This window comes from Spirosoma montaniterrae, from assembly GCF_001988955.1.
GTDB lineage: Bacteria > Bacteroidota > Bacteroidia > Cytophagales > Spirosomataceae > Spirosoma > Spirosoma montaniterrae.
Genome location: NZ_CP014263.1, coordinates 1389489 through 1405386 on the forward strand (window position 1 = coordinate 1389489; position 15898 = coordinate 1405386).

The following is a 15898-nucleotide window of genomic DNA, read 5'->3' on the forward strand; positions in this document are numbered from 1 at the left end:
TTTCTCTGGGCGACTCTGTGTAATCTCCGGGCATCTCTGTGTAACAATTTGTCTCTAATAGTATGATTGACGCCGACGAATCGTTTCGTATACACCTGCCAAATCAACAGGCCGATGGCGGGCGGAAGTGGCTCTATCCACGCGCTACGTCGGGGCGGTTTACGCGCTGGCGGACGTGGGTGGCCTGGGTGTTGCTGGCTTGTTTGTTTGCCGGGCCGTTTGTTTGGGTCGATGGGCATCCGCTGTTTCTGTTCAACGTGATCGAACGGCGATTCGTCGTATTTGGCGTTCCGTTCTGGCCGCAGGATTTTTATTTGGTCGCTATCGGCCTGATTACGTTTGTCGTGTTTATCGCACTGTTTACGGTGGTGTTTGGGCGGGTCTGGTGCGGCTGGGCCTGTCCGCAGACGATTTTTATGGAGATGGTGTTCCGCAAAATCGAAACGCTGATTGAAGGTGATCACAACGCCAAACGACGCTTAGACGCCGGGCCGTGGACAACCGAAAAAGTCGCGAAGAAAACGGCCAAGCACGGCGTATTTTTTCTGATTTCGTTTCTGATTAGTAACACCTTTCTGGCATACCTGATTGGCCGCGACCAACTGGTTGCCATTATCACCGACAACCCCGCGCAACACCTCGGCGGGCTGGCGAGTATGCTGGTATTTACGGGTGTTTTTTACCTCGTTTTCGCCCGATTGCGCGAAATCGTTTGTACGACCATCTGCCCATACGGACGCTTGCAGGGCGTTATGCTCGACAAAAATTCGCTCGTCGTCGCCTACGACTACCTGCGCGGAGAGCCGAGGGGAAAGAGAGTGAAAAATGAAGAGTTAAAAATTAAAAGTGAAAATCATTTTTCACTTTTAATTTTTAACTCCCCAAAGGGGGACTGCGTCGATTGCAAACTGTGTGTGCAGGTGTGCCCGACGGGTATTGATATTCGGAACGGGATTCAGTTGGAGTGTATCAACTGCACGGCCTGCATGGACGCCTGCGACGAGGTGATGGACAAAATCAGTCGCCCACGCGGGCTGATTCGGATAGATTCGCAAAACGGTATCGAGCAGAGACGCCCGTTTCGACTAACGGGGCGAATCGTAGCCTACAGTGCGGTGCTGCTGGGGTTGCTGGGCCTGATGGGATTTCTGCTCATCAGCCGACCCGCTGCCGACGTAACGGTGTTGCGGGCACCGGGGCAACTGTATCAACGCGGGCCGGGACAGACCGTCTCGAACCTCTACAGCGTCGAAATTATTAACAAAACCTACCAATCTATGTCGCTGACTATCAAGCCCGAGCGAACAGATGCACGGTTGCGGTTCGTACAGCCGCTCTATTCGCTGCCGCCCGGTTCGCTTACCAAAGCTTTGTTTTTTATCGATCTGCCCGAACGCGCCATCCACGCCAGCAGCACACCCGTAACGCTCCACATCACCGCCAACGGCGAACCGGTGAGCGATGTAAAAACAACCTTTTTAGGACCAACGGATTGAGTGGTTGAATGATTGAATGATGGAGTGGTTGAATGATTGAGTGGTTGAATGATAGAATGAAACCATCGCGCACCATTCAACCATCCAATCACTCAACCATTCAACCACTCAACCACTCAACCATTCAACCATTCAATCATTCAATCATTCAACCACTCAACATCATGAATTGGGGAAAAGCTATTACGTTGACATTCATTGCCTTTGCCGGATTCATTGGCACAATGGTGTACTGGATGTGTCAGCAGCGCGTCGATTTGGTACGCGACGATTATTATCAGAGCGAACTGGCTCATCAAAAACACATCGACCGGGTAAGCAACGCGGCCCGGCTAACCAATTTGGTAAACATGACCTACCTCGAAACCGAACAGCAACTGGCGTTTGCACTGCCTACCTCACTCCGGCGCGGCACCATTACCTTCTACCGCCCCGCCGACCGGCAGCAGGATTTTCGCGTGTCGATACCCAACGCGCAAACCACAAGCCGCCGAACTCTTGTACCGACCAGCAAACTGGCACGGGGCCACTGGCGCGTTCAGATTAGCTGGACCGACGGGCAACGCGACTACTACACTGAAAACGAGGTGTTTTTATGAGTGCCTGGCTACTAACGGCCTTGCTGGCGGGCGTGGCCGGTAGTCTGCACTGCGTCGGAATGTGCGGCCCGCTGGCGGCTGCGCTACCCGTTGGCCGACTGCCACAAGCGCAACGCGGGATTGCCGTGGGGCTGTATCATGCCGGGCGGTTGCTGGCCTACGCGGCTTTGGGTTTAGTGTTGGGCAGTGTCGGGCATGGGCTGTTGCTGGCTGGCTTACAGCAACCGTTAGCTATTGGTGCCGGGCTGCTGCTATTGGTTTGGCCCATAGTTACCCGGAGCCGATTTGGTGGGCTAACGGCGTTGCGGCCTATGCGCTGGCTTTCGGTGCCGATGGCGCGGTTGTTTCAGTCGCCCTCGTTAACGTCATTCGGACTATTGGGGGTACTGAATGGACTGCTGCCCTGCGGCATGGTATATGTAGCCTTGGCCGGGGCCGTTGTAACCGGGAGTGCGCCGGGAAGTGCTACCTATATGGTTCTGTTTGGCTTAGGCACCGTACCCGCATTGGTGCTGGTACGTTTTGTGCCAGCGTTCTTTTCGGCAGGTCTGCGTCGGCAGTTGTCGCGACTGACACCGTTGGTAACGGTGGGGCTGGGTATTTTACTGCTGGGCCGGGGTCTGTATCAGCCTACCCTAAAATCGGATACGAAAGAGCCAATAACAATCTGTCACGGAGGGCGTTAGCAGTCGTACCTGCGGGCTTTACCTGTATTTCATATTGCTTCATTTAGCGCGCGAATTAATTCGCCCGCTAAATGAAGCAAATTCACAACAGCCCCGTAAGCGACACCACGTCATCCCAACTGCGGGTTCCTTCCCGACGACCCAATTCAACGCCTTGCTGTACCAGGACGAAAGCGGGCAACTGACTCAGGTTAAAGCTCTTAACTACGTCGGCGTGGCGAATTTCATCAACTTTCAGGAGCCGTACCGAGGGCGGTAACTGTTGTTGCAGCCGGTCTGTCAGTACCGAAAGCGATGCACCCTCTGCCGGCGGTTGAGGTTTGGCGGGCAGAAAACACAACAGCACCGCTGTCTGGGCCGGTATGTAAATTGGCGTTGTGTGCGTAGCATCCATAACAGACTGATGGAATTTCAGATTATACGGACAAAAATCGGTCGATTAATCGCTTTCAGCCCTGATGCCTGTCAGAAACGCGGCTGATTTTAGTAGGTATCGGCTATTTTTACCAGCGGTTTGCCCAACGACATGCATACGCTATTTAACAACCCTGTTTTTACCCACGCTACCATCGGCATACTTGTGTCTGACAGCGCGGGACAGATCGTATCAATTAATCAAATGGTTCAGCAACTGTTTGGTTATGAGCGTGATGAGTTATTAAACCAAAACATCGACGTGCTGGTGCCGGTGCCGGTTCAGGGTATTCATGCCCGGCTGCGGCAGTCGTTTGTCGAAAATCCATCGGTGCGGGCTATGGGCCACAACCGCGATTTACACGCCCGCCGGAAAGATGGCTCGGTGTTCCCGGTCGAAATCAGTCTCAGTTATTTTCGACAGAACGATGAGTTGTTCGTGGTAGCATACATCATCGACATCACCCTCAAGAAAGAAACCGAACGGCAGTTGCTGGACCAGCGCGACTATATTCAGCGGCTCAACGCCGACCTCGAACAGAAAGTAGCCGACCGCACCCACGCGCTCATGAATACGCTCGAACAGTTGGAGCAATCGCGTGATGAACTGACCCGCGCTTTAGCCGCCGAACGGGAATTAGGCGAACTGAAATCGCGCTTTGTGTCGATGGCGTCGCACGAGTTTCGCACGCCACTCACTACCGTGCTCACGTCAGCCGCGCTCATCGAAAAATACACAACCACCGAACAGCAGGACAAACGGCTGCGTCACCTCGACCGCATCCGGGCTTCGGTCAATCACCTGAACGATATTCTGGAAGAGTTTCTGTCGGTTGGGCGGCTGGAAGAAGGGCGTATTGAACCGCACCCCGCCGAAACGGATGTGCCGAAGCTGATTGCCGAAACTGTGGCCGACATGCAGGGGATGCTGAAAGAAGGGCAGACTGTGCAAACCGACGTGCTGTGTGACTGCCCGGTTTGGCTCGATTCGTCGCTGCTGCGTAAAGTGATGGTCAACCTGCTGTCGAATGCCATCAAATATTCGGGGCCGGGGTCGGTTGTGACGATACGGTGCCACTGCGCCGAAGAACAGCTAACCCTGGTGGTGGCCGATCAGGGCATCGGCATTCCAAAAGATGACCAGGAACACTTGTTCGGGCGGTTTTTTCGGGCCAAAAACGCTACCAATATTGCCGGAACAGGGTTGGGCCTACACATCGTTGGCCGTTACGTCGAACTGCTGGGCGGCACCGTTTCGCTCACCAGCGAACCCGGCGTGGGCACTACCGTAACCGTTGTGCTGCATAGCCTGAAAAACCCGTATCCGGGCCAGGCTGCATCACTCTTCCCGAGTCGGCACGTATGATTTTCCGTTTGTGCCATTCATGCCATTTCCGTTCGTGTGGTGTCCGTTGCGGGTCGATATGTGTCGATACCGCAAGTCCTGACGAAACTGCCGTTGTTCGTCGGGGCTTAGGGCTGTGCGGGTGGCTTCACCCTGTCCATATCCGTCGTTAAAATTATGAATGCGGCTGTCGGTTTGGGCCAGCTTCAGGTCTTCCAGCAGCACGTCGAGGTCGTTGGTCAGCGATTGTTGGCGGGTTTTCAGTTCGGCCAGATCGGGCAGCAGATCGAGGTTGTGCTGGAGAATGTTTTGGCGGGTACGCTGTTCGGCCAGTTCGGTTTCGAGCGGGGTCAGTAGTTTCTCTAATCGCTTCTGCCGACGGCGCAGTTTCCACAGCTTACTATCGGCCTGCAACCACCGGAACCAGAACGCCGACAACACCGGCAGCGCAATGCCCAGACACACAGCACCCGCCAGCGCAAACAGAATGCCGCTCAGTACGAATGAAAGCAACGCCCACGGGCTGTTTACGAGCGTCAGATTTAACTCACTCGACTCGCGTAGCTGCTGCTCGATTTTGTTGAGTGTCCGCTCGTCCAGCGTTTGCGACGTTGCCAGCGGGTCGGTGTTAAGTTGCAGTTGCCGCACCGATTTGTTGATGGCGGCTTTCAGTTGGTCGGTGCGGTAGGCTTCGTACCGAAACCAGCCCAGCACGGCCAGCGTCACAACGGCGAAACCGGCCAGTGCCAGCTTGAAACGCCCATAGCGGGAGCCATGCTTTACGGGGTCTTGCTGATACGGCTGCTCAATGAGCCGGTCGTAGGCGGGTTTCAATAGAATCGACACCATTGCCAGACCCACCGCAAAAGCCCAGGCTTCGTTGGTATCACGGATGTTGAGCGCGTAGGCCACAATTTCGTGCGAAATAATCAGATCGCCCGCCAGAAACGATATGCCTGCCACCAGAAACAGCAGCCCCGCCAGCAGCGAATACTCAGGAGCGGCTTTGGCCCGGCGTTCGCGCAGGCTCTCGCGCTCGGTCAGAATGGCCTGCCGGTCGGCTTCGTACTGACCAGCCTGTTTTGCCAGCCGGTCTACCTGTTGCGTATGCGTTTGTAAATCGGCGAAGGTGTTGCGCCGGGCTTCGGTAGTTTCAGCGGTATGCTGGTCGAGTTGACGGAGTGCGTCTCGTTTTTCCTGAATACGGTTGGTTAGCCAATCAACGCTGACCCGGCTCGACAGGTAGCCTTCGTAGGTTTCACGATTTACGCCCTCCACGCCACTCGCGTAGCCGTGCTGAAAGTCAGGCTGTTGAATTGGCTCCAGACGGTTTGGCTGTTCGGGCTGTTCGTTCATCAGGTTGTTCATCTTATTAAAACGCCTGTAAATACGCGAATAGTGCCTTAACAAACCAACTATTAGACTGGAGAATTCTATTCTTTTGCCGACATAAGCTACCCCATCCCGCGCCGTCGGTCGATGGCGTCACGAATGCGGGCCGCGCTTTCGTAATCTTCTTTTTTGATAATTTTCGTCAGTAATTCCTCCAGTTCAGCGAGCGTGTATTCAGCGTAGGAGCCTTTTTTGTCGCGTGTGCGGTCATCCACAAAATACCCCGAAGCTTCCACCACGTCGGGCGTGGCCCGGAGCGGGCAATCGAACCGAACGGCCAGAGCAATGGCATCGGAGGGCCGGGCATCCATGCTGATTGCCTCGCCATTGTCCCGAAGCAGCACGATGTCGGCGTAAAAAATATCGTTCTCGAAGCGGCTGATGAGTACTTCTTTGAGCCGCACACCTGTTTGCCGCATGATGTTCGTTATCAGGTCATGCGTAAACGGACGTAGCGGCTGCATCTTTTCCATAGCCACAGCAATCGCCTGTGCCTCGGTGGGGCCAATGACGAGTGGAATGCGCCGTTTTCCTTCCTTGTCTTCCAGAATGAGGGCGTAGTTGCCCGGCTGGGAGATGCTTTCCGACAGGGCTATAATCGATAAGTCAATTGGCGGCATCGGTTTCGTTGCGTTGAATAAACAGGCACAGTTCGCCAATGTCATCGAAGGGAGAAATTACAAATCCTTCTACTGAAAGTCGGTACAGGTTGCGCCCTTCTACCTCGATGTGATACCCGTTTTCCAGCGTAATATGCCGCCCTGCGCGTACCTGCACCGCTATCTTCATCTGCTCAAGGGCATACAGCACGAAATCTGTTTCGTTATAGTCGGACATGGTCAGTTCAGGTTTTCCCACAATACCCGGATACCGAGCACGACGCAACAGACCGACGAGAGAACGGTCAGGACGCTGCGGACGGCACTGCGACGTTGCCAGCGCAGTGCCAGGGGAACGCTAAACGCGCCGGCAGCTACCATCATGCCGCCGATGGAGCCTGTTCCGAACAGGGTCAGGTAAAGTAAACCCGCACCCGTACCTTTGATCTGGGTGAGTACCGACAAAATCAGTGCCCCGCTACCAGCCAGCCCGTGGATTAGCCCCACGCCGTAGGCCAGCCTGTGGGTGTGGTTGCTGATTGGCTGCGTGTGCAGGTGCAACACCTGACTACCCGGCACGTGTGCCACCGCATTGGTTGATTGCGTGGTCAGGCGATACAGTCTGAAAACGCCCAAACTCAGCAACATTACCCCCACGCCCGCTTCGAGGTAGCGGAAATTCTCTTCATGTAGCACGAACTTCCCGACGATGAAAATGCTACCCACCAGAAGGATTGTAGACGAGTGGCCCAGCCCCCAGAAAATCCCGTCTTTCAGCGCAAGCCCGATGTTGTTTCGGCGCGTAACGATGTTGCTGACGGCCACTAAATGGTCAGCCTCGAAGGCGTGGGCAAATCCTACGCTCAGAGCCAGCAAAAACGGCAGCAGTTGATCCATAAATCGGTTCGTTAGTGGGTAAAGTGGCTGATGACAATGCGGTGGTTGCCCGTATCGGCAATGAACAGCCGCTCTGCGTCGGTACAGATGGAGAAGGGCCAGTAAAGCTGCCTGTCGGTGCCAAAACGGGTGTTGGCGTTCTCGCTGCCAGTGTCGAAACGGGCGTGACCGATGAGGTTGTCGGCGGGTGGATTATGCTGCGTAGGTACGTTCGCGAACCACAGCAGGCGGCTATTACCGGTATCGGCTACCAGCAGCCCTTCGCCGTGAAAATAGGCGTCGTAGGTCCAGCTTTGCGTGTGCCGGGCCGGAAACAGACCGTACTGATTCTGCCCGTTGCTGTCAAAATCGGGTTGCCCCAGCACTACGTCGGCCTGTTGATGGGGGGCGGTTTGCCAGTCGTGCCAGAGCAATGTTCGGTAATATTGCGTATCGGCCACGGCCAGTTGTCCCCCCGGCCCCAGCCTGACCGAGTACGGCCAGATGGGTTGCTCCGACTCGTAGTCGCGCTCGGTAAAACTATCTTTGCCAATTACTGCCGTGGCCGGGGCGTAGGAGTCGACAGGAAGTGTGTCATAGTAGAGAATTCGCCGGTTGCCGGTGTCGGCAATCCAGAGCCGCTGTCCATCGGAGGTTACGCCGTAAGGCCAGTTCAGACTCCGCTCGGTTGGCCCGGCCCCAATGCCGCGTATGTTCGGCTCGTTATGGCTAAAGTCGGGTTGCCCCAGTACTACGTCGGCCTGTTGGCCGGTTTGGGTTGGAAACCGGTGCCAGACCAGCACCCGGTGATTCCAGGCGTCGGCCACCACCAACCGCTCACCATCCGACCACAGACCCGAAGGGTACTGCAACGTACTGGCACCGGCACCGCCCCCCGCATTGCGTCCGGTTTCAGCGGCATCGGTCTGCCCCAGCACCACGTCCGGCTCGGTAAACTCGGTGTCGGGTATGTGGTTCCAGATAAATACCCGGTTCTGCCCGGTATCGGCAACGATGAGCCGCCCACCTACGGCCCATACGCCACGCGGGGCCAGCAATGGACGCCCGGCACTGCCCCGAAAGACCCGGCTGTCATGAACCAGCGGTGGGGCATCTGGCAGCGAAGGAGTAAGATAGGAGAGGGTTGTCGTAGTCATAGTTCAACAGATACGGGGCAGTTGCTCACCCACCAGCATATTTACCACGCGCCGACCACCAATACGGCTCGTCAGAACGACCTGCCCCGGATGCGCGGCCACCACCTCGCCGATGATCGCTGCCGATTCGCCGTAGGGTAGTGACTGAAGCATGCCCACAAACCGGTCGGCAACCTCTGCCGCCACCAATGCCAGAAAGACGCCCTCATTGGCTACATAGAGCGGGTCGAGACCCAGCAGTTCGCAGGCACCCATTACTTCGTCGAGAACGGGGATGGCGGCCTGCCGGATATCGACACCGGTTTTCGTATCGCGGGCTATTTCGTTGAGCACCGTTGCCACACCCCCGCGTGTGGGGTCGCGCAGCAGGTGAATGCCTGACCCGAACTCATCGAGCAGGGCGCGCACGGTGTGGTTCAGCGGGGCCGTGTCGCTTTCGAGTGTCGTATCGAATGCCAGCCCTTCGCGCACCGACATAATGGCAATGCCGTGGGTGGCAACCGGGCCGCTGACAATGATTTTGTCGCCCGGCTGCACCCGTCGGCTGCTAATGGCCGCACGCGGATGCACCTCGCCCAGCCCCGATGTATTGATAAACAGTTTGTCGCCTTTTCCCCGCTCCACCACCTTCGTATCGCCCGTTACGACCTGTACGCCAGCCCGTTCGGCGGCTTCTTTGATGCTGACCAGCACCTGCCAGAACTCGGTCATGGTCAGCCCTTCTTCGAGAATAAAACTCAGCGACAGATACCGGGGAATGGCTCCGCACATAGCCAGGTCGTTGACTGTGCCGTTCACGGCCAGTTCGCCGATATTGCCGCCGGGAAAGAAAACGGGCGTAATCACGTAGCTATCGGTGGTGAAGGCCACCGGCCCGCCGAAAGTCAGCATAGCCCCGTCGTGGTGGGTGTCGAGCAGCGGATTTCGGAGCAGGTCGAACACGCCCGCTTCCAGCAGTTTATGGGTTAATATGCCTCCGCTCCCGTGACCGAGGGTGATTACGTCAAAATCCAGCTTGGGCATCGGGCAGGAAAGTATCATAATTTTGAAATTTGTAGAGACGCAACATCTTGCGTCTCTACGGAAGCAAAATGGTAATAGGCTGCGCAGGCTCCTTCTGATGACACCATCGGCGCACCCAGCGGACGTTCGGGGGTGCAGGCTCGACCAAACTGACTGCACTCGTGCGGTTTTTTGATGCCTTTCAGCACCAGTCCAGCAATGCAGTCGGGGCATTCGGGAGCTTTGGCAATGGTTACTGCGAATTTTTTGTCGGCGTCGAAGTCGGCCAGTTCGGGACGCACCGCCCAGCCGCTGCCCGGAATTGTGCCAATGCCCCGCCATTCGCGGTCAACGGTCTCGAACACCTGTCCGATGATGCGCCGGGCTTCGGGGTTGCCTTCGGGCCGCACCACGCGAACGTACTGATTTTCGAGACGCGCTTCGCCCCGTTCCAACTGCCGCACGGCCATCAGAATGCCCTGCAACAAATCGACCGGCTCGAAGCCCGTAACCACGATGGGCAACCCGTACCGGCGCACCAGCGGAAGGTACTCATCCAAACCCATGATGGCACAAACGTGCCCTGCCGCCAGAAAGCTCTGAATGTTGGTATCGGCATCCTGCATCACGGCCTCCATAGCGGGCGGCACCAGCACGTGCGAAGCCAGAATCGAATAGTTTTTCAGGCCCAGTTGCCGAGCCTGTAGCACGGAAAGGGCATTGGCCGGGGCGGTTGTCTCGAAACCCACGGCAAAAAACACCACGTCGCGGTGCGGGTTTTCACGGGCCAGCCGAACCGCTTCGAGCGGAGAATACAGAATCCGCACGTCGGCCCCGGCGGCTTTGGCGTCAAGCAGGCTTTTCTGCGAACCGGGCACCCGAATCATGTCGCCAAACGAACACAGCATTACGCCCCGCTCTTCGGCCAGATAAACGGCCTTGTCGATCAGGTTCAGCGGGGTTACGCAGACGGGGCAACCGGGTCCGTGTACCATCGTGATAGATGGGGGCAGCAGGTTCAGCAGTCCATTTTTCACTAAGCTGTGGGTTTGCCCTCCACACACTTCCATGAGGGTCCAGGGGCGCGTGGCGGTGCGGTGTAGTTCCGCCACGTACTGCTCAACCAGTTCTACGCTTCGGTATTCGGTCAGGTGTTTCATAGCGGGTGGCGGTCAATCTGACTGCTTTCGGTGAGTTCATCCAGTTCGCCGATTTCGGCTAAATACTGAAATGATTTCTGCGCTTCTTCTTCATCGACGACGCTGATGGCTACGCCGACGTGTACCAGTACATAGTCGCCGACCTGCGCCTGCGGCACCATGTCGAGGCTGGCTTCTTTTGTAATGCCACCGAACGAAATCTGGGCCATACGTACCAGCCCGTCGTACTGGTAATCGATGGATTTTATTTTACCGGGAATAGCTAAGCACATCGTTATCAGAGATTTCGTGAAGTAACTGAGTACAGGTAACGTGGGCCAGTTGGCCGAGCGCAATGCATTCGTCGCCGGGCGACAACTGACGATGGAAAAACAGCGTATGCGTATGTCCAAACCGGTGTCGAAGCCAATCGACCAGGAGGGCATTCTGGAACACACCCCCACTAAATGCCAGTCGGGTATGTCCCGTTTGCCGGGCCACCGCAGCAACAACTTCGACTAAGGTGTAATGAAACGTGGCCGCAATTTGCCCGACCGGCACGTTGGCGAGCCGGTCGGCCAGCACACCCGCAGCAATGTGTTGAGTCGGTACGTTGGTGCCGAACCAGGGACGGGGCAGGTAGCTACGAAGGGTCGTAAAGCCATTTTGCTCCACAAACCGGGTGGCGTGTTCCTCCAGCAGCAAGGCCGCTTCACCTTCATAACTGACCTGGTCGGTCAGCCCCAGCAGCGAAGCTACCGCATCGAAGAGCCGTCCTACACTGCTTGTTTTCAGCCGATTCTGTGGTAGCAGTTTCTGGTAGAAAGCCCACTCGACAGCCGTGAACCTGTTGCGTAGCAGGCTCTCCGCAGCGGGATGCTCATGCACCAGCGACAGGGCCGACAGGCGGGGTTCACGGGGCATTTTATCGCCCAGCAGTGCGTCGAAATAGGCGAAGTGGGCCATTCGGGTAAACGGCTCGTCGGTGTTGGCTTTGTAAGCAATAAACTCCCCGCCCCACACTTGCCCATCGGTGCCGTAGCCGGTGCCATCCCAGAGTATACCCAGCACAGGCTGGGGTTGGTTCAGCAGGTCGTGTTCGGCCAGTACAGCCGCCAGATGAGCCTCATGGTGTTGCACCAGCCGAAGCGGTATGTTCCAGGTTGCCGAGAGTTCGCGGGCCAGTTGGGTGGAGAAATAGCCCTCGTGGGCATCGGCCAGCAGCAGGGTGGGAGTAGCGTTGAACAAGGTGCGGAAGTGCGTGAGCGTTTGGCGAAACTGCTCCTGCGTGTCAAAACTTTCCAGATCGCCCAGATACTGACTTACATAGGTGTTTCCCCGCAACTGCCAGGCGAAGGTACTTTTGAGCGAAGCCCCCAACGCCAGCGTGTTTGCTCCGCTGCCTTCTGGCAGGGCCGGGATGTAGGTCGGCGCGTACCCCCGCGACCGGCGCAGCATAACCGGCTGGCGAAAAACGGGCGTCAGCCACATCACCGAATCGTCCTGCGGTACGGCAATGGCCCGGTTGTGGGTCAGGATGTAGTCGGCCACGGTGGTGAGCTGGGTCAGAGCCTGCTCGTTGGTGTAGCAGATGGGGAAACCACTCCGGTTGCCGCTCGTAGCTACCAATGGCCCACTAAAACCTTCGGCCAGCAAAGCCAGCAGCGGGGCGTAGGGCAGCATCGCGCCAATATGGTCAAGCCCCGGTGCCAGTTGCTGAACGGCAATACCCGACGCAGGCTGCTCGTGCCGACGGAGCAGCACGATTGGTGCGGCCACACCCGTCAGCAAGTCCCATTCGTCGGCCCTGACGTGGCAGTCTCCTTCCAGCGTAGCCCGGTCAGGATACAGCACCGCCAGTGGTTTGGCGGGGCGGTGTTTGCGCTCACGCAGCGTTTCAACAGTGTCGGCGTTGGTGGCATCACAGAGCAACAAATACCCGCCAATACCTTTCACGGCCACAATGCTGCCCTGCCTGAGTGCTGTTAAACACACGTCTACCTGCATTTCCTGACGCGCGTCGATGGCTGTTCCGTCTGCCCCGAACAGCCGAAACTCGACCGGACAGGCCGGGCAGGAATTGGTCTGGGCAAAAAAACGGCGGTCAGCCGGATTGTAGTACTCGGTTCGGCAATCGGCGCACATCCCGAACGGGGCCATCGTGGTGGCGGGTCGGTCGTAGGGAAGCTTTTGCAGAATCGAATAACGCGGCCCGCAGTGTGTACAGGTTGTGAACGCGTAGCCAAACCGACGGTTCGCCGGTTCGGTCAGTTCTGTTCGGCACGTAGCACACAGAGCAATATCCGGGGGCAGCAGCAGATTGGGTTGCCCCTGCACGTCGCTTTCGATAATCCGAAAGTCAGCGAAGTCTGTCGGCTCGGCTGTCTCCATCCGAATCGTGTCTATCTGGGCCAGCGGAGGGGCTTTTTCCCGCAACAGGTGCCGAAACCGCTCTGCCGTATCCCTGTCGGCATTGACGTAAATATGCACACCATCGACCCCGTTGCAGACCGTGCCGCGAAGCTGCATAGCCTGCACCAGTTGCCAGACGAATGGCCGAAAGCCAACGCCCTGTACCAGGCCGGTTAGATGGAGGTGCCAGGTCATGGGTCAGGCCGCGATGGCTACACGCCGTTTGGTTTCTGCCTTCGCCACCAGCCACTCGCACCAGGCTTCCATGCCCTCGCCCGTCAGACTCGACAGCGTAATCACCTCAATGTCGGGGTTGATGTCGCGGGCATCGGCCACTACGTTATCGACTTTGAAGGGAACGTAAGGCAGCAGGTCGGCTTTGGAAACCACCATCAATTCGCTGGTCAGAAACATACGGGGGTACTTCTTGGGTTTGTCGTCGCCTTCGGTCGATGCCAGCAGCGTAACGCGGTAATCTTCGCCCAGGTCGAAAGCCGCCGGGCAGACTAAGTTTCCTACGTTTTCGATAAACAGCACGTCTACGCCGGTGAGGTCAATGTGGTCGAGAGCCTGGTAAATCATCTGGGCTTCGATGTGGCACATACCGCCCGTCACGATTTGCAGGGCATTGATACCCACCTCGCGCATACGGATGGCATCGCGCTCGGTTTCGGGGTCGCCCACCAGCACGGCCATGTTCAGCCGATTTTGCAGGCGTTTGCCCGTTTCCTGCATGAGTGTGGTTTTACCGCTGCCCGGCGACGAACACACGTTGATAACCAGCACGTCGGGCAAACGGTCACGGATGGCTTTAGCCACAAAATCGTTGACCTTGAGCAGGCTTAGCGTTGTGTTCTCGCACTGCACGGCTCCGACCGAAGCCTGGTTGGATTTGGGTCTGTTGGTTGTCATAAGGCTATTCGTCAAATTCTACTTTGCTGATGAGTAATTCTTCGCCCTGTACTACGTTCCGGCTCGGTTTGCCACAACTGCACACAAAGCGGTACTGCTGCACTTCGGTAGTTTTATCGCAATCGTCGCAGTGAATCAGAATGGGCAGCACCTCCACGTGCAGGCTGGTCTGCTGGTAACGCGGTTCATGATCCAGCACAGCCGCAAAAGCGTTCTGCATCAGAATCGGCTGAACATTAGACAGCAGCCCCACCTTCAGATAAATGCCCCGCACCCGATTCATTTCAGCCGGAAATTCGTCTTCAAGCGTTCGGAAGATGTTGCGTACCAATGAAATCTCGTGCATGACCGAAAAAGGTAAAGTTAATCGAGACTAACCAATTGAAGCCGGTCTAACTGAGTCTGGGCCTGCCGAAGCAGGGGTTCGTCGGAAACAAGCGTTTCTACTTCCTGCGCTTTTCTGATGAGATCGTTCAGCAGGCTGCGCTGCAATCCAGGATCGTCTTCGCCCACGTACCAGCCTGCTTCTAAGTAGTTCAGGATGGTCAGGGCGCGTTCGTAAGGATACGTTTCTGCGGTGCGGATGCGGAGTGCTTCTCGGTAATACGTGATGGCTTTGGCGTAATTGTCAGACCGGGCAGCCGGGGGGTACTTGGTCAGGGCATTGGCATAGTGGTTGCAGATGGTAGCATATTCATACGGGAACTGCTCTTTGGTGAAGTAAGTCAGTGCCTGCTGAAAGGAGCTTGACGAAACGGCTGCCCAGATGCTTTTCTTTTTGGCTTCGTCGGGAACCTCGGAGTAGATGACCCCCAGATGATGCTGAATCTCGGCAAATACGGCGGGGGCGTTTTCCTGCGTAAATACCTTCAGGGCTTCCTGGTAGGCTTCCATCGCCGGACGGTAGAACTGCGGACTGCCATGCTGCGCCCAGGTATAGAGCAGCACCCCTTTCCGGTACTGCGCGTTGGCCAACAGCTCCACTGCCTCCTCTTCCCGAAAGATGCCGATGGCGCGGTTGATGTAGCCGAGTGCTTCGGCGAAACTATTCTGAAAATTAGCTACCTGCGCGGCATCGACCAGCAGCAACCCCGTTTGCAGCGTCCGGCCTTCGGTTTCGTAGGTCTGCAATACAGTCCAGAGGGCGGCTTTGGTGCGGTCGAGCAGGGCCGGGTCGTAGGGAACCGTCAGTTGCTGAAGCCACACGGCATATTGAACTGCCAGCAGATCAACCCGCGCTGTTTCGGGCGTTTGGGGGTTCTCCAGTGCCGTACTCAGCACCCGGCTGGCTTCGTCAAGCTGGCCGCTATCGAGCAGATACGTAGCAAAATGCTTGCTGGTGAAAGCGCGATGGGTTGGGTCGGGGCTGTGCCGTATAGCCATCTGGTAGGCTTCCTCCAGCGCATCGCTCGCTACGTCTTCATCGAGGTAGCCGTAGTGCAGCACAACAGCCCGATTATGCCAGCCCTGATACAGTCCGAACGTGCCAACGCCATTGACGGGCCGGGTCGGCAGTGGCACCGGCACACCCTGTTGCAGCCGGTTGGTCAGGTCGAGTGCGTCGGCTACCGAACGGTCGTGTTGGCTATATTCATACGCTTTTTCCCAGTTGCCGAGGTGCATAAACACCAGTGCCAGCAGGTTTTCGGAGCTATAGGTCAACGGGCGGGGTAGCAGCACCGGCGGCAGCGACTCGTCCCAGGGCAGGCTACCTGCCAGTTGCTGGTCGCAGATGGTCAGGTACGGCCCGGTTTCGGCTGTCTCTGCCAACGGGTAAATGCCAACCAGTTCGTCCAGCCGAAATTCGCGGCCAACGACCTGCCGGGTTGCGTCGATTTGGTCGGTAAAAAGACTCAGGTAGGGCATAGC

Annotated in this window: 17 protein-coding genes; 4 read left to right on the top strand and 13 right to left on the bottom strand. The window is 56.9% G+C overall.

Translation table 11 applies throughout. From position 1 onward, the window contains the following. Positions 1-62: 62 nt before the first annotated feature. The 3 genes from ccoG (at position 63) to AWR27_RS06020 (ending at position 2781) form a co-directional block, all read left to right on the top strand. Positions 63-1496, top strand: coding sequence for a cytochrome c oxidase accessory protein CcoG (gene ccoG / locus AWR27_RS06010; RefSeq protein ID WP_077130357.1), 1434 nt, complete (start codon positions 63-65; stop codon positions 1494-1496). A gap of 164 nt (positions 1497-1660) precedes the next feature. Further along, on the top strand, positions 1661-2095 hold the full coding sequence (locus tag AWR27_RS06015) for a FixH family protein (RefSeq protein WP_077130358.1): 435 nt from the start codon (positions 1661-1663) through the stop codon (positions 2093-2095). Continuing rightward, on the top strand, positions 2092-2781 hold the full coding sequence (locus tag AWR27_RS06020; RefSeq protein ID WP_077130359.1) for a sulfite exporter TauE/SafE family protein: 690 nt from the start codon (positions 2092-2094) through the stop codon (positions 2779-2781). The genes AWR27_RS06015 and AWR27_RS06020 overlap by 4 nt, the downstream gene beginning before the upstream one ends. A gap of 82 nt (positions 2782-2863) precedes the next feature. Here AWR27_RS06020 and AWR27_RS06025 read toward each other — a convergent pair whose 3' ends face one another. After that, positions 2864-3175 carry a thioredoxin domain-containing protein gene (locus AWR27_RS06025; protein ID WP_077130360.1) on the bottom strand — a complete coding sequence of 104 codons (312 nt, stop codon included), beginning with the start codon at positions 3173-3175 and terminating at the stop codon, positions 2864-2866. 132 nt (positions 3176-3307) lie between these two features. Between AWR27_RS06025 and AWR27_RS06030 the strand changes: the two genes are divergently transcribed. Further along, entirely contained in the window at positions 3308-4561 is a 1254-nt protein-coding gene (locus AWR27_RS06030) for a PAS domain-containing sensor histidine kinase (RefSeq protein ID WP_077130361.1), read from the top strand. On the opposite strand, the gene AWR27_RS06035 is transcribed toward AWR27_RS06030, so the two are convergent. From AWR27_RS06035 to AWR27_RS06090, 12 genes are all read right to left on the bottom strand, one after another. Further along, on the bottom strand, positions 4535-5908 hold the full coding sequence (locus tag AWR27_RS06035) for a hypothetical protein (protein ID WP_232325988.1): 1374 nt from the start codon (positions 5906-5908) through the stop codon (positions 4535-4537). The genes AWR27_RS06030 and AWR27_RS06035 overlap by 27 nt on opposite strands. Before the next feature lie 86 nt (positions 5909-5994). Further along, the gene (locus AWR27_RS06040; protein WP_077130362.1) at positions 5995-6552 is read right to left on the bottom strand and encodes a bifunctional nuclease family protein; all 558 of its coding nucleotides are present in this window, start codon (positions 6550-6552) and stop codon (positions 5995-5997) included. Beyond that, a complete protein-coding gene (locus AWR27_RS06045; protein ID WP_077130363.1) occupies positions 6539-6769 on the bottom strand; it encodes a hypothetical protein in 231 nt (76 codons plus the stop codon). Before AWR27_RS06045 ends, AWR27_RS06040 begins: the two co-directional genes overlap by 14 nt. A 2-nt stretch (positions 6770-6771) precedes the next feature. Beyond that, a complete protein-coding gene (locus AWR27_RS06050; protein WP_077130364.1) occupies positions 6772-7428 on the bottom strand; it encodes an urease accessory protein in 657 nt (218 codons plus the stop codon). A gap of 11 nt (positions 7429-7439) precedes the next feature. Continuing rightward, positions 7440-8564, bottom strand: a complete 1125-nt coding sequence (locus AWR27_RS06055; RefSeq protein ID WP_077130365.1) for an NHL repeat-containing protein — start codon at positions 8562-8564, stop codon at positions 7440-7442. A gap of 3 nt (positions 8565-8567) precedes the next feature. After that, the gene (hypE, locus tag AWR27_RS06060; RefSeq protein ID WP_077130366.1) at positions 8568-9605 is read right to left on the bottom strand and encodes a hydrogenase expression/formation protein HypE; all 1038 of its coding nucleotides are present in this window, start codon (positions 9603-9605) and stop codon (positions 8568-8570) included. Then, positions 9602-10726, bottom strand: coding sequence for a hydrogenase formation protein HypD (gene hypD, locus AWR27_RS06065; protein ID WP_077130367.1), 1125 nt, complete (start codon positions 10724-10726; stop codon positions 9602-9604). The genes hypE and hypD overlap by 4 nt, the downstream gene beginning before the upstream one ends. After that, complete coding sequence (locus tag AWR27_RS06070; RefSeq protein WP_077130368.1) at positions 10723-10998, bottom strand: HypC/HybG/HupF family hydrogenase formation chaperone; 276 nt, start codon at positions 10996-10998, stop codon at positions 10723-10725. Before AWR27_RS06070 ends, hypD begins: the two co-directional genes overlap by 4 nt. Next, complete coding sequence (gene hypF / locus AWR27_RS06075; RefSeq protein WP_077130369.1) at positions 10976-13312, bottom strand: carbamoyltransferase HypF; 2337 nt, start codon at positions 13310-13312, stop codon at positions 10976-10978. The genes AWR27_RS06070 and hypF overlap by 23 nt, the downstream gene beginning before the upstream one ends. Before the next feature lie 3 nt (positions 13313-13315). Further along, positions 13316-14029, bottom strand: a complete 714-nt coding sequence (gene hypB, locus AWR27_RS06080) for a hydrogenase nickel incorporation protein HypB (RefSeq protein WP_077130370.1) — start codon at positions 14027-14029, stop codon at positions 13316-13318. Positions 14030-14033: 4 nt separating this feature from the next. Beyond that, entirely contained in the window at positions 14034-14375 is a 342-nt protein-coding gene (locus AWR27_RS06085; RefSeq protein ID WP_077130371.1) for a hydrogenase maturation nickel metallochaperone HypA/HybF, read from the bottom strand. Positions 14376-14392: 17 nt separating this feature from the next. Then, positions 14393-15895, bottom strand: coding sequence for a tetratricopeptide repeat protein (locus AWR27_RS06090; protein WP_077130372.1), 1503 nt, complete (start codon positions 15893-15895; stop codon positions 14393-14395). Positions 15896-15898 lie beyond the last annotated feature (3 nt).

Coding starts and splice junctions, on each gene's coding strand:
- AWR27_RS06020 (WP_077130359.1), top strand. CDS start 2,092: ATGAGTGCCTGGCTACTAACGGCCTTGCTGGCGGGCGTGGCCGGTAGT.
- hypE (WP_077130366.1), bottom strand. CDS start 9,605: ATGATACTTTCCTGCCCGATGCCCAAGCTGGATTTTGACGTAATCACC.
- AWR27_RS06090 (WP_077130372.1), bottom strand. CDS start 15,895: ATGCCCTACCTGAGTCTTTTTACCGACCAAATCGACGCAACCCGGCAG.
- AWR27_RS06025 (WP_077130360.1), bottom strand. CDS start 3,175: ATGGATGCTACGCACACAACGCCAATTTACATACCGGCCCAGACAGCG.
- AWR27_RS06070 (WP_077130368.1), bottom strand. CDS start 10,998: ATGTGCTTAGCTATTCCCGGTAAAATAAAATCCATCGATTACCAGTAC.
- AWR27_RS06030 (WP_077130361.1), top strand. CDS start 3,308: ATGCATACGCTATTTAACAACCCTGTTTTTACCCACGCTACCATCGGC.
- hypD (WP_077130367.1), bottom strand. CDS start 10,726: ATGAAACACCTGACCGAATACCGAAGCGTAGAACTGGTTGAGCAGTAC.
- ccoG (WP_077130357.1), top strand. CDS start 63: ATGATTGACGCCGACGAATCGTTTCGTATACACCTGCCAAATCAACAG.
- AWR27_RS06045 (WP_077130363.1), bottom strand. CDS start 6,769: ATGTCCGACTATAACGAAACAGATTTCGTGCTGTATGCCCTTGAGCAG.
- AWR27_RS06040 (WP_077130362.1), bottom strand. CDS start 6,552: ATGCCGCCAATTGACTTATCGATTATAGCCCTGTCGGAAAGCATCTCC.
- hypB (WP_077130370.1), bottom strand. CDS start 14,029: ATGACAACCAACAGACCCAAATCCAACCAGGCTTCGGTCGGAGCCGTG.
- AWR27_RS06035 (WP_232325988.1), bottom strand. CDS start 5,908: ATGAACAACCTGATGAACGAACAGCCCGAACAGCCAAACCGTCTGGAG.
- AWR27_RS06055 (WP_077130365.1), bottom strand. CDS start 8,564: ATGACTACGACAACCCTCTCCTATCTTACTCCTTCGCTGCCAGATGCC.
- hypF (WP_077130369.1), bottom strand. CDS start 13,312: ATGACCTGGCACCTCCATCTAACCGGCCTGGTACAGGGCGTTGGCTTT.
- AWR27_RS06015 (WP_077130358.1), top strand. CDS start 1,661: ATGAATTGGGGAAAAGCTATTACGTTGACATTCATTGCCTTTGCCGGA.
- AWR27_RS06085 (WP_077130371.1), bottom strand. CDS start 14,375: ATGCACGAGATTTCATTGGTACGCAACATCTTCCGAACGCTTGAAGAC.
- AWR27_RS06050 (WP_077130364.1), bottom strand. CDS start 7,428: ATGGATCAACTGCTGCCGTTTTTGCTGGCTCTGAGCGTAGGATTTGCC.